We start from the raw sequence: 25856 nt of genomic DNA on the forward strand, positions 1-25856 counted from the left end.
GTGACGGTCGCCACCTCGCCGCCCGGGACGGCCAGGCGCTAGGCTGGGCGGCGTGCTGAGCATCGACCGGTCGATCATCGACGCGATCGTCGCCCACGCGCGTCGGGACCACCCGGACGAGGCGTGCGGCGTGGTCGCCGGTCCCGCCGGCAGCGACACCCCGACCCGGCACATCCCGATGGACAACGCCGCCCGCTCGATGACCTTCTACGAGTTCGACTCGATGGAGCAGTTGCGGGTCTGGCGTGAGATGGACGACCGCGACGAGGAGCCGGTCGTCATCTACCACTCGCACACCGCCACGGAGGCCTACCCGTCCCGCACGGACGTCTCCTTCGCCGGTGAGCCGGGAGCGCACTACCTGCTCGTCTCGACCCGTGAGTCCGACACCGAGGAGATCCGCTCCTTCCGGATCGTCGACGGCGTGGTCACCGAGGAGCCGGTCGAGATCGTGGATGCCGCCGTGGACCCGCACGCCGTCCAGTCCTACATGTTCGGGCAGAGCCCGGCGACGGTCGACTACGAGTGTTCCGGCCGCTGACCCCAGCGCCGGCACATCTTCCCTGTCCGTCACCTGGCACGACCCGAACGAGGAGCACGAGACACCATGGCCATCGAGGTTCGCATCCCCACCATCCTGCGCAGCTACACCGGCGGCGCGAAGGTCGTCGAGGGCAGCGGTGACACGCTCGCCGACCTGCTCACCGACCTGGACTCCCGGCACGCCGGCCTGCGGGGCCGGCTGGTCACCGACGCCGGGGCGCTGCACCGGTTCGTCAACGTCTACGTCAACGACGAGGACGTCCGCTTCCTGGGCGCGCTCGACGCCAAGCTCAACGACGGCGACAGCGTGACCATCCTGCCGGCCGTGGCCGGCGGCGCGTTCGGCTTCGCCGCGGCGGCGGCGATCGCCTCGCACGCGGTCGCGGCGCGCGCCACCGCCGCCCGCTAGGGGGTCGGCATGGCGCGGTACGACAGTCTGCTCGACGCCTCCGGCGGCACGCCGCTGGTCGGGCTCCCGCGGCTCTCGCCGACGGTGCCCGACGGCGCGCCGCCGGTGCGGCTCTGGGCCAAGCTGGAGGACCGGAACCCGACCGGCAGCATCAAGGACCGCGCGGCCCTGTTCATGGTCCGCGCGGCCGAGGAGGCCGGCCGGCTCCGCCCCGGCGACACCATCCTGGAACCGACCAGCGGCAACACCGGCATCTCGTTGGCCATGGTGGCGAAGCTGCGGGGCTACCGGCTGGTGTGCGTGATGCCGGAGAACGTCTCGACCGAGCGGGTGCAACTGCTCCGGATGTACGGCGCGGAGATCATCTTCTCGCCGGCCGCCGGCGGCTCGAACCAGGCCGTCGCCACCGCCAAGCAGATCGCGTCCGACCACCCGGACTGGGTGATGCTCTACCAGTACGGCAACGAGGCGAACGCCCGGGCGCACTACGAGACGACCGGGCCGGAGTTGCTGCACGACCTGCCGGGCATCACCCACTTCGTGGCCGGGCTGGGCACCACCGGCACGCTCATGGGCACCGGCCGCTACCTGCGGGAGAAGGTCGACGGGATCCAGGTCGTGGCGGCCGAGCCGCGCTACGGCGAGCTGGTCTACGGCCTGCGCAACATCGACGAGGGCTACGTGCCCGAGCTGTACGACGCCGGGGTGCTGTCCCGGCGGTTCTCGGTGGGCACCCGGGACGCGGTGCTGCGGACCCGTCAGCTCGTCGAGGTCGAGGGGATCTTCGCCGGGTTCTCGACCGGCGCGATCCTGCACGCCGCGCTCGCCGTGGCGCACGAGGCGGTCCGCGACGGCCGCCGTGCCGACGTGGCCTTCGTGGTCTGCGACGGCGGCTGGAAATACCTGTCGACCGGGGCGTACGGCGGCACCCTCGCGGACGCCGAGGACGCCCTGGAGGGTCAGCTCTGGGCCTGACGGCCCGACGGTCGGTCCGGTCGGCGACGTGTCGCCGACCGGACCGTCGTCATCTCCCGGGACCAGACGTGTACGGGTGTCACGTTGATGACAACTTCCGGCAGATGATTCTTGCCCGACCGGGCCGACGCGTAGGCTGCGCAGCGTGGCGAGCGCGTCGGTAGAGATCAACGGCGGGGCGACTGCGGACGCGTCGACTACCCACCGTGAGATCGAGGCAACCGGATGCGACTGACCGTCCTCGGCTGCGCGGGCAGCTTCCCCGGGCCCGAGTCCCCCTGCTCCGCCTACCTCCTGGAGGCCGACGGTTTCCGGCTCCTGATCGACTTCGGGGTGGGTTCGCTCTCCACGCTCCAGCGCTACGTGGGGCTGCACGCCCCGGACGCCGTCCTCCTCACCCACCTGCACTGCGACCACATGTTCGACGCGGTGTCCTACGTGGTGGTGCGCCGGTACGCGCCGGACGGCCCGTACCCGCCCCTGCCGATGTACGCCCCCTCCGGCGCGCCCGACCGGCTGGCCAGCGCGTACGGGCAGGAGGAAGGCTCGGTGGAGGACGTCTACCAGTTCTACGGCCTCCAGCCGGGCACGTTCCCGATCGGCCCGTTCACCGTCACCGTCGACCGGATGAACCACCCGGTCGAGACGTACGGGGTGCGGCTGGAGCACGGTGGTCGGGTGTTCTGCTACTCCGCCGACACGGCGCCCTGCGAAGCGCTGCTGCGGCTGGCCCAGGACGCCGACGTGTTCCTCTGCGAGGCCAGCTACATGGACGGCGTGGACAACCCGCCGGACCTGCACCTGACCGGCCGGGAGGCCGGCGAGGCGGCCACCAAGGCGGGGGTGGGACGGCTGCTGCTCACCCATCTCGTCCCCGCCTGGGGCAGCGAGTCGCACACCGTGGAGTCGGCGGCCGGGGCGTTCGCCGGGCCGCTCGAGGTGGTCCGGGCGGGCGCCAGCTACGACATCTGACCGGCCGGCGGCACCCGCGGGCGGGGCGGTCACCGCACCGCATAGGGTGCAGGCATGGCGCGACCTGACGGGCGGCGGCCCGACCAACTCCGACCGGTGACGCTGACCCGGGGCTGGAGCACCCACCCGGAGGGCTCGGTGCTCGTCGAGTTCGGCGCGACCCGGGTGCTCTGCACGGCCAGCGTCACCGAGGGTGTGCCGCGCTGGCGCAAGGGCTCCGGGCTGGGTTGGGTGACCGCCGAGTACGCGATGCTGCCCCGCGCCACCAACACCCGTTCCGACCGGGAGAGCGTCCGGGGGAAGGTCGGCGGTCGTACCCACGAGATCTCCCGGCTGATCGGCCGCAGCCTGCGTGCCTGCGTCGACCTGAAGGCGTTGGGCGAGAACTCCGTGGTGCTCGACTGCGACGTGCTCCAGGCCGACGGTGGCACCCGCACCGCCGCGATCACCGGCGCGTACGTCGCCCTGTACGACGCGGTGACCTGGCTGGCCGAGCGCAAGGCGCTCACCGGCAAGGTGGAGAAGGTGATGCACCGCTCGGTGTCCGCGGTGAGCGTCGGTGTGATCGGCGGCGAGCCGATGCTCGACCTCTGCTACGCCGAGGACGTGACCGCCGAGGTCGACATGAACGTGGTCTGCACCGGCGCCGGCGACTTCGTCGAGGTGCAGGGCACGGGCGAGGCCGGTGTCTTCGCCCGCGACCAGCTCGACGCGCTGCTCGACCTGGGCGTGGCGGGCTGCCTGGAACTGGCCGACGCGCAGCGGAAGGCGCTGAACCTGTGACCGACAACAAGGTGCTCCTGGCCACCCGTAACCGCAAGAAGCTCGTCGAGTTGCAGCGGATCCTGGACGGCGCGCTCGGCGCCCACCGGATCGCCCTGCTCGGCCTCGACGACGTGGAGGAATATCCGGAGCTGCCGGAGACCGGCCTGACGTTCGGCGAGAACGCGCTGATCAAGGCCCGGGAGGGCTGCCGGCGCACCGGCCTGCCGACCATCGCCGACGACTCCGGCATCGCGGTGGACGCGCTCAACGGCATGCCCGGCGTGTTCAGCGCCCGCTGGTCCGGGGGGCACGGCGACGACCGGGCCAACCTCCAGCTCCTGCTGGACCAGGTGGCCGACGTGCCGGACGAGCACCGCGGCGCGGCCTTCGTCTGCACGGTGGCGCTGGTGCTGCCGGGCGGCAAGGAGCACCTGGTCGACGGCCGGCAGCCGGGCCGCCTGCTGCGCGCGCCGCGCGGCGAGGGCGGGTTCGGCTACGACCCGATCTTCCTGGGCGACGGGCAGGAGCGGACCAACGCCGAGCTGACGCCCGAGGAGAAGGACGCGGTCAGCCACCGCGGCAAGGCGCTGCGGGAGCTGGCCAAGCTGGTCGCCAAGGTGCTGCCGCCCGCCGCCTGAGATCAGCCGAGCGGGCCGATCTCCCGCTCGATCGCGGCCCGCAGCGCCGGCCCGCGCACCACCTCGCGCGCCGCCTCCATCAGCGGGGCGAGGAACACGTCCGGCCCCGGCTCGCCGATCGCCTCGCCGAGCGCGGCCAGCGCCGCCCGGCCCGCCGGCGACGGCTCCAGCGGCGCGCGCAGCTGAAGTCCGCGTACGGCGGCCAGCAGTTCCACCGCGAGCAGGCTGGTCAGGTTGTCCAGCACGGTGCGCAGCTTCTTGGTGGCCGCCCAGCCCATCGAGACGTGGTCCTCCTGCATGCCGCTGGTGGGCAGCGAGTCGACCGAGGCGGGGGCGGCCAGCCGGCGGTTCTCCGCCACGATGCCGGCCGCCGTGTACTGGGCGATCATCAGCCCGGAGTTCACCCCGGCGTCGGGGGAGAGGAACGCCGGCAGGTCCCGGTTGCGGGCCACGTCGAGCAGCCGGTCCACCCGCCGTTCGGCGATCGCGCCCACCTCGGCGGCGGCGATGGCCAGGTAGTCGGCGGCGAAGCCGAGCGGCGCGCCGTGGAAGTTGCCCGTCGACTCGACCCGCCCGTCGGGCAGCACGACCGGGTTGTCCACCACGGACAGCAGCTCCCGGCCGGCGACCACCTCGACGAAGTCGAGCGTGTCCCGGGCCGCGCCGGCCACCTGCGGGGCGCAGCGCATCGAGTACGCGTCCTGCACCGCGTGGGCCAGGTCGTCGCGGTGCGAGTCCATCACCGCCGAACCCTGCAGCAGCCGGTGGATGTTCGCGGCCGAGGCGGCCTGCCCGGGGTGCGGGCGGATGGCGTGCAGCTCGGGCAGGAACGGCCGCTCCGAGCCGAGCATCGCCTCGATGGCCAGCGCGGCGGTGACGTCGGCCATGGCGAACAGGTGCCGGGCGTCGCGGACGGCCAGCAGCAGCATGCCGAGCATGCCGTCGGTGCCGTTGATCAGCGCCAGTCCCTCCTTGGCGGCCAGCTCGATCGGGCTCAGCCCGACCCGGCGCAGCGCGTCGGCGGCGGGGATCCGGTCGCCGGCCGGACCGAGCACCCAGCCCTCGCCGAGCAGCACCAGCGCGCAGTGCGCCAGCGGCGCGAGGTCACCCGACGCGCCCAGCGAGCCGTGTTCCGGCACCCAGGGCGTGACCTCGTGGTTGAGCAGGTCCACCAGCGCCTCGGCGACCAGCGGGCGGACGCCGGAGCGGCCCAGCGCGAGCGAGCGCACCCGCAGCAGCATCATGGCCCGCACCACCTCGCGGGGCATCGGCGCGCCCACGCCGGCCGCGTGCGAGCGGATCAGCGCGTGCTGCAACTCGGCCCGCCGCTCCGGGGCGACGAACGTGTTGGCCAGCGCCCCGAACCCGGTGGAGACGCCGTACACCGGGCGGCCGGCGGCCTCGATGCCGTCCACGATGGACCGGCTGGTCGCCATGGCCTCGGTGGCGGCCGGGTCGAGCACGACCTTGGCGGTGCCGCGGGCCACCGCGAGCACGTCGGCGGGGGTGATCCCGGTGGACAGGATGGTCACGGTGGTCATCGCGGCACTCCGTTGTGCAGAACCTGGCGGATCAGTGGCACACCCGGCCGGTAGGCCAGGTGCAGGTGGGTGGGGGCGTCGAGGATCATCAGGTCGGCCCGGGCCCCCGGGGTCAGCCGGCCGACGTCGGTGCGGCGCAGCGCCGCCGCCCCACCGGCGGTCGCGGCCCACACCGCCTCCGCCGGGGTCATCCGCATCTCGCGTACGGCGAGCGCGACGCAGAACGGCATCGACGAGGTGTACGACGAGCCGGGGTTGCAGTCGGTGGCCAGCGCCACGGTGACGCCGGCGTCGAGCAGCCGGCGCGCGTCCGGGTAGGGCGAGCGGGTGGAGAACTCCGCCCCGGGCAGCAGCGTGGCGACCGTGCCGGTCGGCGGCCCGGAGAGCCACTCGACGGTGGTCGAACCGGCGAGCGCGTCGATGTCGGCGTCGGTCAGGTGGGTGCAGTGGTCGACGCTCGCCGCGCCCAGCTCCACCCCGAGCTGGACCCCCGGGCCGGGGCCGAGCTGGTTGGCGTGCAGCCGCACGCCCAGACCGGCCGCCTGCCCGCAGGCGAGGATCGCCCGCGCGTGGTCGGCGTCGAACGCGCCCCGCTCGCAGAACACGTCGATCCAGCGGGCGTACGGCGCGGCGGCGGCGAGCATCGGGCCGCAGACCAGGCCCACGTAGTCGTCCGGGCGGTCCGCGTACTCGGCGGGGACCACGTGCGCGCCGAGGAACGTGGTGTCCTCGGTGAACTCGGCGGCGATCCGCAGCGAACGGGCCTCCTCGGCGACGGTCAGGCCGTACCCGCTCTTGATCTCGACGGTGGTGGTGCCCTGCCGCAGCATCTCCGCGCGCAGCCGGCGCACGGTGGCGCGCAGGTCGTCGTCGGAGGCGGCGCGGGTGGCGCCGACGGTGGTCCGGATGCCGCCGCCGGTGTAGGGCTCGCCGGCCATCCGGGCGGCGAACTCGGCGGCCCGGTCACCGGCGAAGACCAGGTGGGCGTGGCTGTCCACGAAGCCGGGCAGCACGGCCGCGCCGTCGGCGTCGATCCGCCGGTCGGCGGCGGGCGCGTAGCGGGCCGGCCCGACCCAGGCCACCTCGCCGTCCTCGATCAGCAGGGCGGCGTCACGGCGGAGGCCCAGCGGGTCGCCGGCCCGACCGTCGTTGGTGACCAGCTCGCCGATGTTGTCGACGAGCAGGCTGCCGATCACGACAACACCGCCGCGATGGAGTCCCGCAGCTCGGTGGGGACGTCGACGGTCAGGTGCCGGCCGTCGGCCACCACGGTCCGGCCGTCCACCACCACGTGCGTCACGTCGGCGGCGGTGGCCGCGAAGAACACGCCGACCGGCGGCACGCCGGCCGTGCGGGCGCTGTCCAGCCGTACCGTCACCAGGTCGGCCCGGTCGCCGACGGCGAGCCGGCCGGCGTCACCCCAGCCGAGCGCGGCGTGCCCGCCCACGGTGGCGGCGGTGACCAGGTCCGCGGCGCTGAAGTGCCCCCGTTTTCGGGTGCGCAGCCGCTCGTCCAGCTCCACCGCGCGGGCCTCCTCGAACAGGTCCACCACGGCGTGGCTGTCGCTGCCGAGGCTGAGCGGGCTGCCCGCCTCGGCCATCCGGCGGGCCGGGCCGATCCCGTCGGCCAGGTCCCGCTCGGTGGTGGGGCAGAGGCAGACGCCGGTGCGGCTGTCGCCGAGCAGCGCCACGTCGGCGGCGGTCGGGTGGGTGGCGTGCACGGCGGTGGTGTGCCGGCCGAGCACGCCGTGGTCGGCGAGCAGCCGGGTCGGGGTGCAGCCGTGCACGGCCCGGCAGGCGTCGTTCTCGGCCGGCTGCTCGGACAGGTGCACGTGCAGCGGCAGCCCGTGCCGGTCGGCCCAGCCGGCCACGGTGGCGAGCTGCTCGGCGGGCACCGCGCGGACCGAGTGGATCGCCGCGCCGAGCCGGACGTGCTCGTCGGCCGGGCGGAACGCGTCGACCCGCTCCGCCCAGCGCAACGCGTCGCCGTCGCCGAACCGGCGCTGCGGGCCGACCAGCTCCGCGCCGTCCACGCCGGCGGTCAGGTACGCGGCGTCGAGCACTGTGAGCCGGATCCCGGCGTGCGCGGCGGCCTCGACCAGCGCGGCGGACATCGCGTTCGGGTCGTCGTACGGGGTGCCGCCGGGGCCGTGGTGCAGGTAGTGGAACTCGCCCACGCAGGTGATCCCGGCGAGCGCCATCTCCGCGTACACGGCCCGGGCCAACGCGAGGTAGGAGTCGGGGTCGAGCCGGGCGGCGACCGAGTACATGAGGTCCCGCCAGGACCAGAAGTCGCCGCGCCCGTCGTGGGTGCGCCCGCGCAGCGCCCGGTGGAACGCGTGCGAGTGGGCGTCGGCCAGCCCGGGCAGGGTCAGCCCGGGCAGCCGGGTGGCGTCGCCGAGCACCTCCACCCCGGCGGCCGGCACCCCGCCGCCGGTCAGCGGGGTGACGGCGGTGAGCCGCCCGTCCGTCGCCTCGATCAGCACGTCCGGGGTGGGCTCGGCGTGGTCGGGCAGCCAGGCGTACTCGGCCAGCCAGCGGGTCAACGGCATGCCAGCTCCTCCAGCACCCGGGCCAGGGCGGCCACCCCGGCGGCGCAGTCGGCGTCGGTGGCGGACTCGGCGGGGGAGTGCGACACCCCGGTCGGGTTGCGCACGAACAGCATCGCGGTGGGCAGGTGCGCAGCCAGCACCCCCGCGTCGTGCCCGGCGCCGGTGGGCAGCACCGGCGCGTCGAGCAGCGTGACCAGCCGCCCGGCCAGCCCGCCGTCGAACGCCACGAGCGGGGTCGCCGACTCCTGCGTGCAGGTCAGCGCGGTGCCGTCCCGGCCGGCCCGCTCGGTGGCCTTGGTCCGTACCGCCTCGACCAGACCGTACAGCGTGTCCGCCTCGGCCGCCCGCGCGTCCAGCCAGCCGGTGACCCGGGACGGGATCGCGTTCGTGGCGTTCGGCTCGACCGACACCCGGCCGACGGTGGCGTGCGCGTCGCGCAGCCGGGCCTCCTTGTTCGCGGCGAGCACGGTGAACGCGTAGGTGAGCATCGGGTCGCGGCGGTCGGCCATCCGGGTCGTACCCGCGTGGTTGCCCTCGCCGGTGAAGTCGAACCGCCACCGGCCGTGCGGCCAGATCGCGGACGCCACCGCGACCGGCGCGTCCGCGTCGACCAGGGCGCGGCCCTGCTCGACGTGCAGCTCGACGAAGGCCGCGAAGCGGCCGAGCAGCGCCGGGTCGGCGCCCGCCGGCCGGTCGCCCAGCGCGTCGGCGAAGCTCACCCCGGTGTGGTCGCGCAGCCCGGCCGCGCGGTCGACCTCGATCTCGCCGGTGAGCAGCCGGGACCCCAGGCAGGGTACGCCGAACCGCGCGCCCTCCTCCTCGACGAACGCGGCCACCACCACCGGCCGGACCGGGGTGACGCCGGTGGCCCGCAGTTCGTCCACGGCGAGCAACGCGCTGACGATGCCGAGCGGCCCGTCGTACGCCCCGCCGTGCGGCACCGAGTCGAAGTGGCTGCCGGTGAGCACCGCGCCGCCGGCCGCCGGGTCGCCCCACCAGGCGAACAGGTTGCCGTTGCCGTCCTCGGACACGGGCATGCCGCGCCGGTCGGCCTGGTCCCGGAACCAGGCGCGCAGGGTGAGTTCCGGCTCGGTCAGCGCGTAGCGCAGGTAGCCGCCGCTGCCCGCGTCCCGCCCGATCGGCGCGATCTCGTCCCACAGCTCCCGGAACCGGTGAGGAAGGGACCCTTCCAATGCAGAATGCGTTAACAAGGGGCCCCTCCTTACGCCTCGGCCATGGGGACGCGCACGCCGGTACGCGCGGCGACCTCGCGGGCGTCGTCGTAGCCGGCGTCGACGTGCCGGATCACGCCCATCGCCGGGTCGTTGGTGAGCACCCGCTCGATCTTCTGCCCGGCCAGGGCGCTGCCGTCGGCGACGCAGACCTGGCCGGCGTGGATCGAGCGGCCGATGCCTACGCCGCCGCCGTGGTGGATCGACACCCAGGACGCGCCGCTCGCGGTGTTGACCAGCGCGTTGAGCAGCGGCCAGTCGGCGATCGCGTCGGAGCCGTCGGCCATCGCCTCGGTCTCCCGGTAGGGGCTGGCCACGCTGCCGCAGTCCAGGTGGTCGCGGCCGATCACCACCGGCGCGCTCAGCTCACCGGACGCGACCATCTCGTTGAACCGCACCCCGGCCCGGTCCCGCTCGCCGTAGCCGAGCCAGCAGATCCGCGCCGGCAGGCCCTGGAACGCGACCCGCTCGCCGGCCATCCGGATCCACCGGGCCAGGGAGTCGTTCTCCGGGAACAGGTCGAGGATGGCCCGGTCGGTGGCGGCGATGTCCTTCGGGTCCCCGGAGAGCGCGGCCCAGCGGAACGGGCCCTTGCCCTCGCAGAACAGTGGCCGGATGTACGCCGGCACGAAGCCGGGGAAGTCGAACGCCCGCTCGTACCCGCCGAGCTTCGCCTCGCCCCGGATCGAGTTGCCGTAGTCGAAGACCTCCGCGCCCGCGTCGAGGAAGCCGACCATCGCCTCGACGTGTTTGGCCATGGAGGCCCGCGCCCGGTCGGTGAACTCGGCCGGCTTGGCCGCCGCGTAGTCCCGGGCGTCGCCCGGCTCCACCCCCTCCGGCACGTACGACAGCGGGTCGTGCGCGCTGGTCTGGTCGGTCACGACGTCGATCGCGACGCCCCGGCGCAGCAGCTCGGGGAAGACGGTGGCGGCGTTGCCGACCACACCGACGCTCAGCGCCCGCCGGTCCCGCTTCGCGGCGAGGGCCCGCTCGACCGCGTCGTCCAGCGAGTCGGCGATCTCGTCCAGGTAGCGGTCGTGCGCCCGCCGCTCCAACCGGGTCCGGTCGACGTCCACGACCAGGCAGGCGCCGCCGTTCATGGTGACCGCGAGCGGCTGCGCCCCGCCCATCCCGCCGCAGCCGGCGGTGAGCGTCAGCGTGCCGGCGAGCGACCCGCCGAACCGCTTGGCGGCGACCGCGGCGAACGTCTCGTAGGTGCCCTGGAGGATGCCCTGGGTGCCGATGTAGATCCAGGATCCGGCGGTCATCTGCCCGTACATGGTCAGGCCGAGCGATTCGAGGCGGCGGAACTCCGGCCAGGTGGCCCAGTCGCCGACCAGGTTGGAGTTGGCCAGCAGCACCCGGGGCGCCCACTCGTGCGTGCGCATCACCCCGACCGGGCGGCCCGACTGCACCAGCATGGTCTCGTCGTCGCGCAGCTCGGTGAGCGTCCGCACCAACGCGTGGTACGACGGCCAGTCCCGGGCCGCCTTCCCGGTGCCGCCGTAGACGACCAGGTCCTCCGGGCGCTCGGCCACCTCCGGGTCGAGGTTGTTCATCAGCATCCGCAGGGCGGCCTCCTGCGGCCACCCCTTCGCGGTGCGGGTGGTGCCCCGGGCGGCGCGGACGGGCTGGTGCATCTCGTACTCCTCTCAGCCGAGGAACAACTGGCGGCGGGCGGCGGACGACTCGAACGCCTCGAGTCGGGTCTGGGTCTCGGCCGGTGCGGCGTCGCAGATCGCCTGGAGCACCACCATGGCCAGGGTCATCGGTGCGGTGTGCAGGTCGAAGACCAGATCGGCGCCGACGGCGGCGGGCAGGACCACGTCGGCGTGGTCGGCCGCCGGGCTCACCGGGGAGTCGGTGATCGCCACCACGGTCAGCCCGGCGTCGGCGGCCTCGCGGAGCGCGTCCAGCGTCTCCCGGGGGTAGCGGGGCAGCACGAAGGCGAGCAGCGCGGTGGCGCCGGCCGCGACCGCCTGGTCGAGGCGGTCGGTGAGCAGGCTGCCGCCGTCGTCGAGGACCCGCACGTCCGGGTGCACCTTGGCGGCGAAGTACGCGAAGTACGCGGCCAGCGGCGCGCCGGCGCGCAGCCCGAGCACCGGCAGCGGCCGGCTGGCGGCGAGCATCCGGCCCACCCCGGCGATCCGGTCGGCGTCGGCCAGTTGGGCGGCGAGCCGGTCGAGGTTCTCCATCTCGGCGTGCACGGCCCGTTGCAGGGCGTTCCCGGCGGCCGGGTCCGTCGCGCCGGCGGCGGTCAGCTCCCGCAGCCGGCGGCGCAGCGCCGGATAGCCGTCGTGCCCGAGCGCCATGGCGAACCGGGTGACCGAGGGCTGGCTGACCCCGGCCAGCTCGGCCACCTCCGCCGCGGACAGGTACGCCGCCGCGCCCGCGTGCCGCACCAGGCAGTGCGCGATGCGGCGTTGGGTCGGGGTGAGGCGGACGCCGTGGAAGAGGTCGAGCAGGCGGTCGGGGCTGGACGCGCCGCTTTCATTCACGGGCTGACTCTATGCATGAAAACTTTCACCGCGCAAGGGCGCGCCGCCCACCATCCGACCGCAGGGCGGACCCGCGAGCGTGCTCTCTGTACTATCCGCACGGCGGGTGAGCAGAGGAGTGGGGCATGCAGCCGGAAGGTCCGTACAGGTTCACCGAGGTGCTGGGCGAGTGCCAGGTCGGCAGGGCCTGGGCCGCGCTCGACGGGCAGGACCGGCCGGTGACCGTGGCGACGCTCGACGGGGCGGCGGCCGGCGACCAGCGGTGGCGTGAGGCCTTCACCAACGCCGCCAACGTGCTGGCGCAGACGCCTGGCGGTCACCGCTACGTCAACGCCGACTTCACCGCCGGCCAGCCTTGGGTGGCCTATCCGTCCGAGGAGGACGGTGCCGCCGAGCGGCTGTTCGGCTCCCTCGGTATGGACTACCAGCGCACCGCCACGGCCGAGATCCTCCCGCCGCCGCCCCCGGTCTCGGCGCCGCCGCAGCCGGTCTCGTCCCCGCCCCAGCTGCCGTGGAGCCCGCAGCCGTGGGCGATGGCGCCCCAGCAGCCGGTCTCCGGTGCGCCGTCGTCCGGCGCGCCGGTGTCACCCGGCATGCCGGTCCCGGTCATCCCCGCCCAGGCCACCGCTCCCGACCCGCTCGCCTCGACCGGCGGCCCCCGGATCGCCCCGGTGGCGCGTCCGCCGCGCAGCCGGACCGGTCTCTGGATCGGCGGCGTGGTGATGGCCGCGGTGCTGGCCGGCGGCGCCGGGCTGCTCGCCGGCGGGGCGCTCGCCGACGGCGACGAGCCGTCCACCCCCTCGGCGAGCGCCTCCCCGGCGCTCTACGAGGCCACCCAGCTCTCGCTGAACAAGGCGAAGTTCGACGCCGAGCTGATGCCGCTCGCCGAGCCCTGGCTCGGCGAGGTGGGTGGGTGCGCGATCAACACCGAGAAGAGCGGCCCGGCGCTCGCCGACGGCGAGAAGCAGCACGTCTTCTGCCGCTACCTGGGCGTGTCACTGCACTTCGCGGCGTACGAGTCGGCCGAGAAGAAGGAGGCCGCCCGGGCCTTCCGCCAGCAGATGGGCATCATCGGCCGTGCGCTCGCCCCGGGCATGCGGGAGGCCGCGCAGGCCACCGGCGGGGTCAGCGGCGCCACCGGCAACTACGTCGAGTACGCCGGCAACGGCCAGGACGGCCGCCCGGTCTGCGGCATCTGGTGGGGCCGGGACGACAAGGTCGCCGCGATCTACATGGAGACCCCGTGCGGGGCGGGCCTCGGCGGCAACTGGGACGCGCTCCGCGACCTCTGGCAGCGGCACAGCTAACGGACGGCCGCGCCGTTCGGCGGCGGCACCAGGCACACGTCGGTCCCCTTGGTGGTGCCGGCGACCAGGTCGAAGCGGACCACCCGGGCACCGCCGAACGGCCGCTCGGCGACGGCGACGCCACCGCCGCCGAGCCGGACGATGACGTCCCGGTTCGCCACGTCGGCCCAGTCGGTCGCCTGGAAGAGCCAGACCCGCGAACGCCCCGGCAGCAGTGTGGACACCGTCCTTCCCGGACAGCCGCCGGGGCCCGCCGCCACCACGTACGCGTCCGCCGCAGGCCCGTACCAGGACTGGGCGTTCCACGAGACGGTGGTGGCCAGCACCAGGTCGCCCGGACGCCGTTGGGTGTCCAGATAGTCCAGCGCGGTGCGATAGTCGGCCGCGTTGGCGCCGCCGCCCTGGGCGAAGGCCCGCGCCGGATGCACCGTCGCCACCACCACGGTGGCCAGCTGCGGCACCGCCAGGGCCAGCAGCAGCACCACCCCGACCACCCAGCGGACGCGAGCCGGCATCCCGGCCCGGACCTCCGGCGGCGCGGCGGCCAGCGCGGCGAGCACCAGACAGGCCGGCACCGCGTAGAGCGCCAGCCGGCCGTTGAACGGGTAGACCGACACCGCCGCCCCGGCGAGCCCGGCAGCGAGCGGGGTGAGCAGGACCAGCACCGCGACGGCGGAGAGCCGGCGCAGCCCCGCGGCCGCGCCGAGCACCAGCAGCGGTACGACGACCCACGCGGACCAGGCCACGAACGGCACCGTCGCCAAGCTGCGGTAGGTCGCGACGAACCAGCCCACGGTGGCCGGCAGGTCGGTCAAAGGGTGGGCCGGATAGATCGACTTACCCTGCCAGTAGGCGGCGAGCTGCTGGTCCGCCAGCCCGGGCGCCAGGAACAGGACGTAGACCACCAGCGCCACCGCGGCCCAGGCCGGCGCCGGGGCGAGGAACCGACCCAGGTCCCGCCACCGCTGGGCCGGCAGTCGGCCCGGCCGGGTCAGCGTCTGCGCGACCAGCAGCACGCCGAGCGTGCCGGCGACCGGGATGGACAGCGTGCTGAAGACGGCCGCGACCGCCGCGACGGACCAGAACAGGGCCGCACCGGCCCAGCTCGGCACACCCTGGGACAGCAGCAGCGCCAGCCCGACCACCAGGGTCACGAAGAAGGCCTCGGCGCTGTACTGCTTCAGCTCGTTCGAGTAGCCGATCAGGAACGGGGCGACCGCGACGAGCAGCAGCGCCGCCAGCGCGGCCAGCGGCGGCAGGAGTCGTCGCCCGATCCCGGCCACCAGCGGCAGCAGCGCCAGCCCGAACAGCAGCGGCACGAGCCGCAGGGACCGTTCGGAGTCGCCGAGGTGCTCGAAGGAGAACCGTTCCAGCCACAGCCAACCGGGCGGCGCCGACTGGCTGAACGCCAGCGGCTGCAACAGGTCCAGGTAGCCACGCTCGCGCACGTTGTGCGCCACGTACAGCTCGTCGCTCCAGAAACTGCGTGCGAAGCTCCACTGGCGGATCCGCAGCCCGGCGCCGAACGCCACGAGCAGGCCGGCGACCGGCCAGTAGGGCGATCGGCTGACCCGGTCCCACCCGGAGGCGGCGAACGCCGCCGGTCGGGACGCCGTCGCCCCCGCCGGTGACCCGGGCGCCACCGCGGGGGAGAACGCCGGCAGCGGGCGTGTCACGGACACGGCGAGACCGTATCAAAGCAGCGTTCGCGTCAGCGTCCCCGCGGGCCCGGTTCCGCACCCTCCGGCGGACCGGCCACGGTGGACCGGACCGGCGACCCGACCAGCCGAGCCGCCCGCCGGTGCCGGCGGGCCGGACGTGGGAGTCCCACCAGGAACTCGGGGAACATGCCGAAAAAGGTCCGGGCGCCGCGCAGCTCCAGCGTGTGCGCCCGCGACCAGCGCAACGAGTTCGTCGCCCGGGCCCAGTGGTGGGTCCACCGTACGTCGCCGAGCAGCGCGACCGGCAGCCCGTGCCGCCAGGCGCGCAGACCCAGCTCGTGGTCCTCGTAGTAGAGGAAGAACCGCTCGTTCCACCCGCCCAGCGCGGTCACGTCCGCGGTCCGGCCCGCCACCGCAGCCCCCATCAGCCAGGCGACGTGGACCACCTCGCCGGGACCGGCCACCATCCGGTAGGACGCGTGCAGGCGGGACAGCGGCCACACCCTGCGGTTGCCCAGCTTCGCGGTGGCGTACGGGAATCCGCGACCGTTCGCCTGCGGCGTGCCGTCGGTGCCGAGCAGTTGCGGCCCGACCAGTCCGCCGTGCGTGTCCAGGTGCCGGGCCAGCGCGTCCAGGCCGGCCGGGCGTACCTCCAGGTCCGGGTTGGCGAACAACACGTAGCGGCCCGCCGCCTGGCGAAGCGCCACGTTGTTGGCACGGGAGAAGCCGACGTTCTCCGGCAACCGGATCACCCGCGCGCCCAGCTCCTCGGCGACGGCCGCCGAGTCGTCGGCGGAGGCGTTGTCGACCACCAGCCACTCGTACGGCTTCCCGCCGGACCAGCAGCGACGCAGCGTCTCCGCCGAGTTGTAGGTGACCGTCACCACGGTCCACACCGGTCCCGCCATCACGCCCTCCGAGCGGTCAGGTAGCCGAGCAGCGACCCGAAACCGAACCGGCGGCCGGTCCACCGCCGCCGCGCCCCCGGCCCTTCGACCAGTCCGCGCCCGACGCCCCGCAGGAACGGCCGCAGCAGGCCCTGTCGGACCCGGCGGGCGGCCAACGCGACGTGCGCCAGCGCGAGCACCGGCACCGCGACCAGCAGCAACGGCCAGGTGAACGTGCGCGCCGCCACCAGCAGCCGGTTGCGGGCCAGCAGGAAGGCCCGGAACCCCTGCAACCGGTCGTCGCCGTCCACGCTGTGCCCGCCGGCGTGCGGCAGCACCAGGTCCAGCCCGCGCGTGCGCAGACCGGCGGCGTAGAGCCGGAACGCCAGGTCGGCGTCCTCACCCCAGGCGAACAGGTGCTCGCAGAATCCGCCGAACCGGCGGTACAGCGCGGTCGGGAAGACCGCCGCCCCGCCGGACGGGCCCAGCGGCGCCCGGTCCACCGTCGCCGGGCGGTCGATGAAGAGCGACACCGGGTTCAGGTCGATGCCGACGTACTCGCCGCCGTGCATGGCCAGGCCGACCGCGAGCGGGGTGTCCGGGAGCTCGGCCGCGGCGGCACAGAGCCGGGCCAGCGCGTCGTCGGGTAGCCACACGTCCGGGTTCAGCAGCAGGACGTGGCTCGTGCCGACCGTCTCCACCGCCCGGTTGCACCCGGCGGCGAAACCCGGGTTGCCGTCGTCCGGCAGGTAGGCGTAGCGGTCGGCGGGCAGCTGGGCGGCGACGACGTCGGCGCACCCGTCCGCCGGCCAGTTGTCCGCGAAGACGAACCGCACCGGCAGGTCGCCGGCGCTGCGTACCCAGGTCGGCAGCGTCTCGGCCAGCATGCCGGCGGACCGGTACAGGACCGTGACCACCGTCAGCCCGTCGAACGACGTCCCGTTCACGCCGCGGTCCTCCCCAGCCGGTGCAGGATCCACAGACCGGGCACCAGGCTCAGCCAGGTCGGATAGATCAACGGATACAGCTCGTAGACGCCGAACAGGGCGAAGTAGACGACGAAGGCCCTGGCCAACTGCCCGGCCGGAGCCGCCGAGAACTCGAACCACCGTTCCGTCGCGCCGACCGCCAGGCCGAGCGCGAGCAGGAAGAACACCGCGCCGAGCGGCCCGTAGTCGAGCAGCGGGATGGCCACGAAGGTGGCGGTGTTCATCAGGTACGGCTGGCTGAGCTGTGAGGTCAATCCGTACAGGTCCGCCTTGCCGACGATCGGCTCGACCCGGGAGCCGAGGAACGTCAGCGAGTATGTGCCGTACCGGGGGTCCAGGTGCTCCCGCTGCGACCAGACCCGGCCGAACGTCTCGGTGGAGGAACTGAGGGACAGGTCGAGCGAGCCGGCGCTGCTGGTCAACGCGTTGCTGCCGTAACGGGCCCGGAACTCGGTCTCGAACGCGCCGGTGCCGGCCATCGTGCGCTGCCCGCCGAGGAACACCGCCGCGCCGAGCGCCACGGCGCCGATCAGGAGCACCACCGGCGTCCGCGCGGCCAGGAACCTCGCGGCCCGCCCCCGGGTACGCCGCACCGACAGCGCGGCGATCAGCGCCGGCGCGATGCCCACCAGCACCGAGTTCTTGCTCGCGCCGAGCGCGGCGCCGACGGTGAAGACCGCCGTGAGCGCGTAGTAGACCGGCAGCGCCCGCCGCTGCCCGGACAGCGCGCGCAGCAGCGAAATGCCCATCCCGAGCGTCCACGCCTCGGAGAGCAGACCGATGACCAGGTTGGACTGCTCGCGGAGCACCTGCCGGGCGGCGTCCGGGTTGTCGGCGAGCAGCGGCGGCACGGTGCCCCGGAAACGGATCGCCGCGGTCGCCGCCGCGACACCGAGCAGCACGAGCAGGTAGGTCAGCAGGCGTCGCTCGGACGGCCAGGTCAGCTCCGGCCGGGCCCGCGTGCCGGCGTCGTCCCGCCGGTCGACCAGCCGCCGCCCGGCCGCCCAGGCCAGCAGGAAGACGGTCACGTAGCCGGCCAGCACCGGCAGCACCCCGCGACCGGCCCAGGAGTCGTACGGGCCGGGCAGTACGCGCACGGCGGTCAGCGCGGCGGTCCAGACGGCGGCGCACGCGGCCAACGCCCACATCCGGCGACGGGCGGCCAGCAGCGCGCCGACGGCCAGCGCGATCGTGACCGCGATCCCGGCGTCCCAGGTCGACACGAGCAGGACCACCCCGAGCGCGAACGGGATCCCGACCGACCAGAGCCGTCGCTCAGCGGGTGTCATGGGCCACCGCTCGGTAGAGGTCGAACCAGGTGTCCACACAGCCGGCGAAGGAGTGCCGGGCGGTGTACTCCCGGGCCAGTGCGCGGCGTCGCTCGTCCCACGCGCCCGGGCGGGTGGCCGTGCGTACCGCGGAGGCCAACGCCGGCGCGGTCAGCTCGGCCCGGTAGGCGAGCACGCCGTCGCCGGCCGCGGTGACCTCGGCCAGACCGCCGACCCCGGAGTGCACCACGGGCACGCCGAGCGACATCGCCTCCAGCGCGCTGCGCCCGAACGCCTCCACCCGGGACGGCACCAGCAGGCAGTGCACCCTCCGGAGGAAGTCGGCCGCGTCCACCCGGCCGATCAGGTGCAGGTTGGGCCGTGCGGCCAGCCGCGTGGTGCCGGCGCCGGCGACGAGGAACTCGACGTCGGGCAGTGCGGTCGCCACGTCGGGGAGCAGGTCGGCCCCCTTCTCCCGTTCCAGCCGGCCGAGGAAGCCGACGCGGACCGGACCGTCCGGCGCGGGGTCCGGTCCGTCGGCCGCGTCCGGCCAGATCGCGGGGAGCGGGTTCGGGATCACGTGGACGTCCCGGACCTTCCCGCGTACCCGAAGTTCCCGCGCCTCGAAGGCGGAGACCGCGACGGTCGCGTGCGGCCGCAGCCGACGCAGCATCAGGTCGGTGCTGATGTTGGCCTGCACCGCGGCCCTGGCCCGCAGCGACCCGGCCGCGTCGCGGTACTGCCAGAGGCTGTTGTGCAACGTCACCACCAGCGGGGTGCGCCGGCCGCGCAGACCCAGCCCGGCGCGGGCGTGCATCGCGGCGGAGAGCAGGTGCGCGCTCACCACGTCCGGCCGCAGCTCGTCGACGAGCGCCCGGATCCGTCGCGCGTAGTCGAGGTCGACCCGCCTGGCGGCGCCGAGCGGCAGCCACCGCACGCCCGCCGCCCGCAACGCCTCCGCCACCTCGTCGTCCGGGCTGGCGGCCACCACCTCGACACCCCGGGCGGCCAGCGCCGGCAGCATCTCGACCAGGAAGCGCTCCGCGCCGCCGAGCTGCCGCCGGCCGGAACCCCCCGTGGTGCAGACGAACAGCACCCTCATCGGGCACCCATGCCCTCGAGGGCGCCCCGCGCGACCGCCCGCCGGGCCGCGCCGCCGCCGACGGCGGCGCGCGCGAGCACCCCGACGGTGTACGCGGAGCAGGCGACCGTGCCCCGCCAGCCGGCCAGTTCGCGGCTGGCCCGGATGAACTCCCGGGTCTGCCGTCGGGCGATCTCCTCCGCGGCCCACCGGCGCTTCGCGCTCGCGTCGTCCTCGTGCGTGACCACGGCCTCCGGCAGGTACGCCAGGCGCAGCCCCAGCCGACGTACGGCCCAGCACAGCCGCAGGTCCTCGGAGTAGAAGAACGACGACTCGTCCACCCCGCCGATCCGGTCCAGCGTCTCCCGCCGGATCGCCACGAACGGCCCGGAGAGCCAGTCCCCCCGCTCCGGCGGGGCCACGATCCGCAGCTTCGGGAAGACGAGGCTGAGCCCGGTGGCGTGGGCCATCCCGGTGCCCACGGTCAGGAACCGGCCGGCGGCGGTCTGGTCCCGACCGGTGGCGTCCAGCACCTTCGGGAACGCCGCGCCGACCGTCGGGTCGTCGAGCGCGGCGGTCAACCGCTCGATCGCGCCCGGCCGCACCAGGATGTCGTTGTTGGACAGGACCACCCGGGAGCGGGTGCTGTGCCGGACGCCCAGGTTCATGCCCCGGGCGTAGCCGAGGTTCGTCTCCGACCGGACGTACCGGGCGCCGGTCTCGGCGCACATGGCCCGCAGCGCTTCGCTGATCGCGGTGGCGCTGCCGTTGTCGACGACGACGGCCTCCACACCGGCCGGCAACGAGCGGACGCAGCCGTCGGTGCGCTCGAAGTCTTCCCAGGTCAAAACGACGATTGAGACGTCCACCGCTAGGCCATCCGATTGACGAGTGCCGGCGTGGACCGGTGCAGGCGCTGTCGCGTCCGGAACGCGTACACGAAGTAGGCGACCGACGAGGCGACCGCCGCGCCGACGGCGCCGGCCCACGGGATGAGGAGAACGTACAGCACGACCGACACGGACATGGTGACGAGGGCGACGGCCGTGGTCGCCCCCTCGCCGCTGCGCTTGAGCAGCGCCGCGCTCCACGTCTTGCCGGCCGACAGCGCCAGTGTCCCGGGCAGCAGGAGCAGCCCGAAGACCCATGCGTTCCGGTAGTCCGGGGACAGCATCCCGAGGACCGCCAGGCCGACGACGGCGAGCGCGGCGATCGGGAACGCACCCTTGACGACCTCGCGACCGTGGTCACCGACGGCGGCCGGGTCGCGTTCGGCCAGGATCCGCTGCGCCCGCACCACGGCGCCCGACTGCGCGAACTCCAGCGCCGCCACGGCCAGCGCGAACACGCCGAGCGGACCCGCGCCGGCGAACCGGGCCACCAGCACCTGACCCAACCGGTACGTCAGCATCTGCGCGCACACTCCGACATGCAGGCGGCCCACCGCGAGCAGGTCCGCCCGGTACTCCTGTCGCCCGGCCGTCGCCGCCGCCACCGGCCCGGACCGCCGTGCCCAGGCCAGTACCGCCACGCCCAGCACGGCCGCGGTGCCGACCTGCACACCCAGCCACAGCTCGCTCCACAGTCCACCGTCGAGCCGCCGGCCCAGCCAGAGCAGCCCGTAGCCCGCCACCAGCACCGCGCCGCCGAGGGCACGCATGGCGTAGACGAACCAGAACCGGCGCAGCCGCAGACCCAGCGAGGCGGCGGTGTTGAAGACGGTGAGGGCGCAGCCGGCCGCCATGGCCACCGGGTGGCTGCCCAGACCGGCTGCCGTGGTCAGCGCCGCCGCCGCCAGCGCGGTGAGGCCGAGTGACACGGCGAGAATGCCGGCGATCCACCCCCGGCCCCGGGACATGATCCAGCCGGCCGGGCGGGAGAGCAGGAAGGTGTCGACGGAGAGACCGCCGAGCGCGGCACCCACCGTGGCGCTCACCATGTTCGCGGCGAGTTCCCCCCGCTCCGCCGCCGGCAGGGTCACCGACACCAGCGCGGCGAGCCCGGTCAGGCCGAGGGCGACGAGGTAGAGACGCTCGGGGGAGACGAGACGCCGCGCCAGGTCCACCACGGTCCTCCCCCAGGATGCGCGGATGTGCGGGCACGACGAGTCCACGTCGCCGGCCTGTTCTACCCGACCGGAGCGGCCCTCCGCAATCGCCGGCAACCGGGTACGGCTCGGGCCGGCCGGTTCCGGGCCGCCCGGTAGGCTCACGCCTCGTGGACCTGGCCCGCTACCGCGACGTGATCGGCCGGCGGTGGACGATCGTGGTGGCGCTCGCGTTGCTGGGCGGCGTCGTCACCGGAGTTCCGGCCGCGCGCCGGGACCCCGTCTACCGCGCCGAGACGCAGCTGCTCGTCACGTTCGTGGCCGAGGGGGCCGCCCCGCCGCAGCCCCGCCCGTCCGCGCCGGAGGCCGGCCGGCTCATGCAACGGCGGGTGAAGACGTACGCCACCATGATGAACACGCCCCGGCTCACCCGCCCGGTGATCGACTCACTCCGCCTGCCGTACACCACCGACGACCTCGCCACGCGCGTCGTGGCGTCGTCCACGGTGGACGCGCTGGCGATCGACGTGGCCGTCACCGACCGGTCGGGCGCGACGGCCGCGGCGATCGCCGACGCGCTCGCCGCCGAGCTGCAACGGATCGCCCGGCGTGACCTGCCCCCCGCCGGGCTGGGGCTGAAGGCCCAGGTCGCCGTCGTCCGGCCCGCCGTCGCGCCGCGACGCCCGGAACCGGTGTGGTGGCCGCTGCACGCGCTCGGCGGCGCGTTCGGCGGGCTCGCGATCGGCCTCGGGGTCGCGCTGGTGCTCGGCTACCGCCGCGCCGGCACACCGGTCGGCGCGGATCTGCGTACCGTCTGGGCGGCGGTGCGGCGGCGTCCGGTCGCTTCCGGACCGGACCTCGACGGACCGGACCTCGACGGACCGGACGTGGACGGGCCGAACCTCGACGGGCCGGAGCCGGACGGCGATGCCGACGACTTCCCGCCCGGCGTCGACCCGTCGGCGTCCGACGGCGACCGGCCCGACCCGGTCCGGCCGACGCCCGGCGGAGCGTCCGTGGCCACCTCGCCGGCGCCCGGCGAGGAGCCGGATCAGGACGACGGGCGGGTGGCCAGCCCTGCGGTGAAGGCGCGGCAGGTGCCGTAGTCGGGCAGCAGGCCCGCGTCGCGTGCCTCGGCCAGGCTGGGCGCGGCCGCGTCCCGGTCGGAGAGCAGCGGTGTCCCCGCCGGCCAGTCGATCGCCAGTTCCGGGTCCAGGGGGTGCACGGCACGCTCGACGGTCGGGTCGTAGGTGGTCGAGCAGAGGTAGCTCAGCGTGGCGTCGTCGGTGAGCGCGCAGAAGCCGTGCCCCAGGCCCTCGCTGAGATAGACCGCCCGTCGGTCGACGTCGTCCAGGCGCACGGCCTCCCACCGGCCGAAGGTCGGCGAGCCCACCCGGACGTCCACGATCACGTCGACGACGGCCCCGCGTACGCAGGTCACGTACTTCGCCTGGCCGGGCGGTACGTCGGCGAAGTGGATGCCGCGCACCACGCCCCGCGCGGAGACCGAGAGGTTGCCCTGCGCCAGCCGCAGCGGATGCCCGACCGCGTCGGCGAGGTGGTCGAACCGGTACCACTCCAGGAACAGTCCGCGGGAGTCGCCGTGCTGCCGGGGCGTGATCTCCCAGGCGCCCTCGATGCCCAACGGCCGGACCTTCACGAGCCGCTCCCCACAGTCGACCCCTCGGCCAGCAGCCCGAGCAGGTATTCGCCGTATCCGCTGCGGGTCAGCGGGTGGGCCAGCGTCCGCAGCCGGTCGTCGTCGATCAGGCCGGACCGCCAGACCACCTCCTCGACGCAGCCGATCTTCATGCCCTGCCGTTCCTCGATCACCCGGACGAACTCGGCGGCCTGCATCATCGAGGTGAACGTGCCGGTGTCCAGCCAGGCCGTGCCCCGGTCCAGCACGGTCACCGACAGCTCGCCCCACTCGCGGTAGGTCTCGTTCACCGCCGTGATCTCCAACTCGCCCCGGGTGCTGGGGGTGAGCTTGCGGGCGACGTCGACCACCCGGTTGTCGTAGAAGTAGAGGCCGGGCACCGCGTACCGGGACCGGGGCCGGGCCGGCTTCTCCTCGATCGACAGCACCCGGCCGGCCGCGTCGAACTCCACCACGCCGTAGTCGCCCGGGTTGGCGACCGGGTAGGCGAAGACGCGGGCGCCGGCCGGGTCGCCGTGCTGGGCGAGCTGCCGACCGAGGCCGACGCCGTGGAAGATGTTGTCGCCCAGGATCAGGGCGACCGCCTCGTCGCCGATGAAGTCCGCGCCGAGCAGGAACGCCTGCGCGATGCCCTCCGGGCGGGCCTGCTCGGCGTACTCCAGCCGCAGTCCCCACTGGGCGCCGTCGCCGAGCAGCCGCTCGAACTGGGCCCGGTCGTCCGGCGTCGTGATGATCAGAACGTCCCGCACGCCGGCCATCACCAGCGTGGAGAGCGGGTAGTAGACCATCGGCTTGTCGAACACCGGCATCAGTTGCTTGGACACGGCCCGGGTGATCGGCCAGAGCCGGGAGCCGGTGCCGCCGGCGAGCAGGATTCCACGCACCCGCGGAGGGTACCGGCCACGGCGCGTCGCGCGGGTGCCCGTCGTCGGCCCCGGCCTGCGCTGCGGCTTCGCGTAGACTCCCGGTCCCGTGAGGATCCTCGTCACCGGCGGCGCCGGCTTCATCGGGTCGGAGTACGTGCGGCTGCTGCTGGGCGTGCCCGGCGGCGACGCGGCCGGGGTGGCGGACCTGGCGCCCGCCGGGGTGACCGTGCTGGACAAGCTCACCTACTCCGGCAACCCGGCCAACCTCGCGCCGGTGCGCGACGACCCCCGGCTGCGCTTCGTGCAGGGCGACATCTGCGACCCGGTGACCGTCGACGCGGTCGTGCCCGGGCACGACGTGCTCGTCCACTTCGCCGCCGAGTCGCACGTGGACCGGTCCATCACCGGGGCCGCGCCGTTCGTCACCACCAACGTGCTGGGCACCCAGACCCTGCTCGACGCCGCGCTGCGCCACGGCACGCGGCGGTTCGTGCACGTCTCCACCGACGAGGTCTACGGCTCGATCGACTCCGGCTCCTGGACCGAGGACTGGCCGCTGGCGCCGAACTCCCCGTACTCGGCCTCGAAGGCCGGCTCGGACCTGCTGGCGCTGGCCTACCACCGCACCCACGGCCTGGACGTGGTGGTCACCCGCTGCTCCAACAACTACGGGCCCTACCAGTACCCGGAGAAGGTCGTCCCGCTCTTCGTCACCAACCTGCTCGACGGCGGCACCGTGCCGCTCTACGGCGACGGCGGCAACGTCCGGGACTGGCTGCACGTGCACGACCATTGCCGGGGCATCGCGCTGGTGCAGGAGAAGGGGCGGGCCGGCGAGGTCTACCACATCGGCGGCGGCACCGAGCTGACCAACCGGGACCTCACCGCCCGGCTGCTCGCCGCGTGCGGCGCCGACTGGGACCGGGTCGTGCCGGTGACCGACCGCAAGGGCCACGACCGTCGCTACTCGCTGGACATCACCAAGATCAGCACAGAGCTGGGGTACGCCCCGAGCATCGACCTCGACCGGGGCCTGGCGGAGACGGTGCGTTGGTACCGGGACAACCGGGCCTGGTGGGAGCCGCTGAAGACGGCGACCCGCGGGTGAGCCGGCTGCTCGTCACCGGCGCGGGCGGGATGCTCGGGCGGGACCTGCTGGCCGTGCTGCGCACCCGCCCGGACCTCACCGTCACCGCCGCCACCCGCGCCGACCTCGACGTCACCGACGAGCGGGCGGTGCGGGCGGCGGTCGCCGGCCACGACGTGGTGCTCAACGCCGCGGCGTGGACCGATGTGGACGGCGCCGAGACCCGGGAGCCGGCGGCCACGGCGGTCAACGGCGCGGCGGTCGCCCACCTGGCCCGGGCCTGCGCCCTGGCCGGGGCCCGGATGGTGCACGTCTCCACCGACTACGTGTTCCCCGGCGACGCCACCGAGCCCTACCCGGAGGACGCGCCGACCGGCCCGGTCAACGCGTACGGGCGCGGCAAGCTCGCCGGCGAGCGGGCGGTGGCCCGGCTGCTGCCCGAGACCGGGTACGTGGTGCGCACCGCCTGGCTCTACAACACCTCGGGCCGCAACTTTGTCACCACCGTGCTGCGGCTGGCCGCCGAGCGCGACCACCTCGACGTGGTCGACGACCAACGGGGGCAGCCGACCTGGTCGTACCGGCTCGCCGAGCGGCTCGTCGCGCTGGCCGACGCGGCGCTCGCCGGCGACGCGGCGCCGGGGACCTACCACGGCACCGCCGCCGGCGAGACCACCTGGTACGGGCTGGCCCGCGCGGTGTTCGCCCTGCGCGGCCTGGACCCGGACCGGATCCGCCCGACCGCCAGCGACCGTTTCCCGCGCCCGGCGCCGCGTCCCCGCTACAGCGTGCTGGCCCACGGCCGGTGGGCCGCCGCGAAGCTGCCGCCGCCGGGGCCGTGGCACGCCGACCTGGCCGAGGCGCTGGCCCGCTGAGCGC

At 74.6% G+C, this 25856-nt stretch carries 25 protein-coding genes; 10 read left to right on the plus strand and 15 right to left on the minus strand.

Going from position 1 to position 25856, the window contains the following annotated elements; genetic code table 11:
- Positions 1–52: 52 nt before the first annotated feature.
- The 6 genes from ACN27B_RS15745 to rdgB all read left to right on the plus strand — a co-directional run bounded on the left by ACN27B_RS15745 (position 53) and on the right by rdgB (position 4302).
- Positions 53–541, plus strand: a complete 489-nt coding sequence (locus tag ACN27B_RS15745; protein ID WP_091581027.1) for a Mov34/MPN/PAD-1 family protein — start codon at positions 53–55, stop codon at positions 539–541.
- A 66-nt stretch (positions 542–607) separates the two neighbouring features.
- Entirely contained in the window at positions 608–952 is a 345-nt protein-coding gene (locus tag ACN27B_RS15750; RefSeq protein ID WP_099162349.1) for a MoaD/ThiS family protein, read from the plus strand.
- Positions 953–961: 9 nt separating this feature from the next.
- Positions 962–1927, plus strand: coding sequence for a PLP-dependent cysteine synthase family protein (locus ACN27B_RS15755; RefSeq protein ID WP_091581018.1), 966 nt, complete (start codon positions 962–964; stop codon positions 1925–1927).
- A gap of 225 nt (positions 1928–2152) precedes the next feature.
- Complete coding sequence (locus ACN27B_RS15760) at positions 2153–2899, plus strand: MBL fold metallo-hydrolase (RefSeq protein ID WP_091581013.1); 747 nt, start codon at positions 2153–2155, stop codon at positions 2897–2899.
- A 54-nt stretch (positions 2900–2953) separates the two neighbouring features.
- Positions 2954–3682, plus strand: a complete 729-nt coding sequence (rph, locus tag ACN27B_RS15765; RefSeq protein WP_091581009.1) for a ribonuclease PH — start codon at positions 2954–2956, stop codon at positions 3680–3682.
- Positions 3679–4302 carry an RdgB/HAM1 family non-canonical purine NTP pyrophosphatase gene (rdgB, locus tag ACN27B_RS15770; RefSeq protein ID WP_099162348.1) on the plus strand — a complete coding sequence of 208 codons (624 nt, stop codon included), beginning with the start codon at positions 3679–3681 and terminating at the stop codon, positions 4300–4302. The genes rph and rdgB overlap by 4 nt, the downstream gene beginning before the upstream one ends.
- Before the next feature lie 2 nt (positions 4303–4304).
- Here the strand turns inward: rdgB and hutH are convergent, their stop codons facing one another.
- The 6 genes from hutH to ACN27B_RS15800 are packed head-to-tail and all read right to left on the minus strand — an operon-like array spanning position 4305 to position 12124.
- Positions 4305–5843 (minus strand): histidine ammonia-lyase, encoded by a 1539-nt coding sequence (gene hutH, locus ACN27B_RS15775; RefSeq protein ID WP_422745701.1) that lies wholly within the window; start codon positions 5841–5843, stop codon positions 4305–4307.
- Positions 5840–7036: an imidazolonepropionase gene (hutI, locus tag ACN27B_RS15780; protein ID WP_422745988.1), complete on the minus strand. Its 1197-nt coding sequence runs from the start codon at positions 7034–7036 to the stop codon at positions 5840–5842. Before hutI ends, hutH begins: the two co-directional genes overlap by 4 nt.
- On the minus strand, positions 7036–8388 hold the full coding sequence (locus ACN27B_RS15785; protein WP_422745990.1) for a formimidoylglutamate deiminase: 1353 nt from the start codon (positions 8386–8388) through the stop codon (positions 7036–7038). The genes hutI and ACN27B_RS15785 overlap by 1 nt, the downstream gene beginning before the upstream one ends.
- Entirely contained in the window at positions 8385–9605 is a 1221-nt protein-coding gene (locus tag ACN27B_RS15790; RefSeq protein ID WP_422745703.1) for an allantoate amidohydrolase, read from the minus strand. Before ACN27B_RS15790 ends, ACN27B_RS15785 begins: the two co-directional genes overlap by 4 nt.
- Before the next feature lie 11 nt (positions 9606–9616).
- Complete coding sequence (gene hutU / locus ACN27B_RS15795; protein WP_422745705.1) at positions 9617–11266, minus strand: urocanate hydratase; 1650 nt, start codon at positions 11264–11266, stop codon at positions 9617–9619.
- Positions 11267–11278: 12 nt separating this feature from the next.
- Positions 11279–12124: a MurR/RpiR family transcriptional regulator gene (locus tag ACN27B_RS15800; RefSeq protein ID WP_422745707.1), complete on the minus strand. Its 846-nt coding sequence runs from the start codon at positions 12122–12124 to the stop codon at positions 11279–11281.
- A gap of 125 nt (positions 12125–12249) precedes the next feature.
- Here ACN27B_RS15800 and ACN27B_RS15805 point away from each other — a divergent pair, with 125 nt between their 5' ends.
- Positions 12250–13431: a hypothetical protein gene (locus ACN27B_RS15805; protein ID WP_091580978.1), complete on the plus strand. Its 1182-nt coding sequence runs from the start codon at positions 12250–12252 to the stop codon at positions 13429–13431.
- On the opposite strand, the gene ACN27B_RS15810 is transcribed toward ACN27B_RS15805, so the two are convergent.
- The 7 genes from ACN27B_RS15810 to ACN27B_RS15840 are packed head-to-tail and all read right to left on the minus strand — an operon-like array spanning position 13428 to position 21382.
- Positions 13428–15113 carry a glycosyltransferase family 39 protein gene (locus ACN27B_RS15810; protein ID WP_422745709.1) on the minus strand — a complete coding sequence of 562 codons (1686 nt, stop codon included), beginning with the start codon at positions 15111–15113 and terminating at the stop codon, positions 13428–13430. The two genes, ACN27B_RS15805 and ACN27B_RS15810, sit on opposite strands and share 4 nt — an antisense overlap.
- Before the next feature lie 29 nt (positions 15114–15142).
- Positions 15143–16000, minus strand: coding sequence for a glycosyltransferase (locus tag ACN27B_RS15815; protein ID WP_099162342.1), 858 nt, complete (start codon positions 15998–16000; stop codon positions 15143–15145).
- Entirely contained in the window at positions 16000–16926 is a 927-nt protein-coding gene (locus ACN27B_RS15820) for a glycosyltransferase family 2 protein (protein WP_422745711.1), read from the minus strand. The genes ACN27B_RS15815 and ACN27B_RS15820 overlap by 1 nt, the downstream gene beginning before the upstream one ends.
- A complete protein-coding gene (locus ACN27B_RS15825; RefSeq protein WP_099162341.1) occupies positions 16923–18257 on the minus strand; it encodes a hypothetical protein in 1335 nt (444 codons plus the stop codon). Before ACN27B_RS15825 ends, ACN27B_RS15820 begins: the two co-directional genes overlap by 4 nt.
- On the minus strand, positions 18244–19338 hold the full coding sequence (locus ACN27B_RS15830; RefSeq protein ID WP_422745713.1) for a glycosyltransferase family 4 protein: 1095 nt from the start codon (positions 19336–19338) through the stop codon (positions 18244–18246). Before ACN27B_RS15830 ends, ACN27B_RS15825 begins: the two co-directional genes overlap by 14 nt.
- Positions 19335–20186, minus strand: a complete 852-nt coding sequence (locus ACN27B_RS15835; RefSeq protein WP_091580962.1) for a glycosyltransferase — start codon at positions 20184–20186, stop codon at positions 19335–19337. Before ACN27B_RS15835 ends, ACN27B_RS15830 begins: the two co-directional genes overlap by 4 nt.
- A 2-nt stretch (positions 20187–20188) precedes the next feature.
- On the minus strand, positions 20189–21382 hold the full coding sequence (locus ACN27B_RS15840) for a hypothetical protein (protein ID WP_422745716.1): 1194 nt from the start codon (positions 21380–21382) through the stop codon (positions 20189–20191).
- 152 nt (positions 21383–21534) lie between these two features.
- Between ACN27B_RS15840 and ACN27B_RS15845 the strand changes: the two genes are divergently transcribed.
- Entirely contained in the window at positions 21535–22470 is a 936-nt protein-coding gene (locus tag ACN27B_RS15845; RefSeq protein ID WP_422745718.1) for a YveK family protein, read from the plus strand.
- Here ACN27B_RS15845 and ACN27B_RS15850 read toward each other — a convergent pair.
- Both ACN27B_RS15850 and rfbA read right to left on the minus strand, forming a co-directional pair.
- On the minus strand, positions 22416–23024 hold the full coding sequence (locus ACN27B_RS15850; RefSeq protein ID WP_099162339.1) for a dTDP-4-dehydrorhamnose 3,5-epimerase family protein: 609 nt from the start codon (positions 23022–23024) through the stop codon (positions 22416–22418). The genes ACN27B_RS15845 and ACN27B_RS15850 overlap by 55 nt on opposite strands.
- Positions 23021–23908 carry a glucose-1-phosphate thymidylyltransferase RfbA gene (gene rfbA / locus ACN27B_RS15855; protein ID WP_422745720.1) on the minus strand — a complete coding sequence of 296 codons (888 nt, stop codon included), beginning with the start codon at positions 23906–23908 and terminating at the stop codon, positions 23021–23023. Before rfbA ends, ACN27B_RS15850 begins: the two co-directional genes overlap by 4 nt.
- A gap of 88 nt (positions 23909–23996) precedes the next feature.
- On the opposite strand from rfbA, the gene rfbB reads away from it, so the two are divergent.
- On the plus strand, positions 23997–24998 hold the full coding sequence (gene rfbB, locus ACN27B_RS15860; protein ID WP_422745722.1) for a dTDP-glucose 4,6-dehydratase: 1002 nt from the start codon (positions 23997–23999) through the stop codon (positions 24996–24998).
- Positions 24995–25852 carry a dTDP-4-dehydrorhamnose reductase gene (rfbD, locus tag ACN27B_RS15865; RefSeq protein WP_422745992.1) on the plus strand — a complete coding sequence of 286 codons (858 nt, stop codon included), beginning with the start codon at positions 24995–24997 and terminating at the stop codon, positions 25850–25852. The genes rfbB and rfbD overlap by 4 nt, the downstream gene beginning before the upstream one ends.
- Positions 25853–25856 lie beyond the last annotated feature (4 nt).

Source organism: Micromonospora sp. WMMD754, from assembly GCF_049315235.1.
Taxonomy (GTDB): domain Bacteria; phylum Actinomycetota; class Actinomycetes; order Mycobacteriales; family Micromonosporaceae; genus Micromonospora; species Micromonospora sediminicola.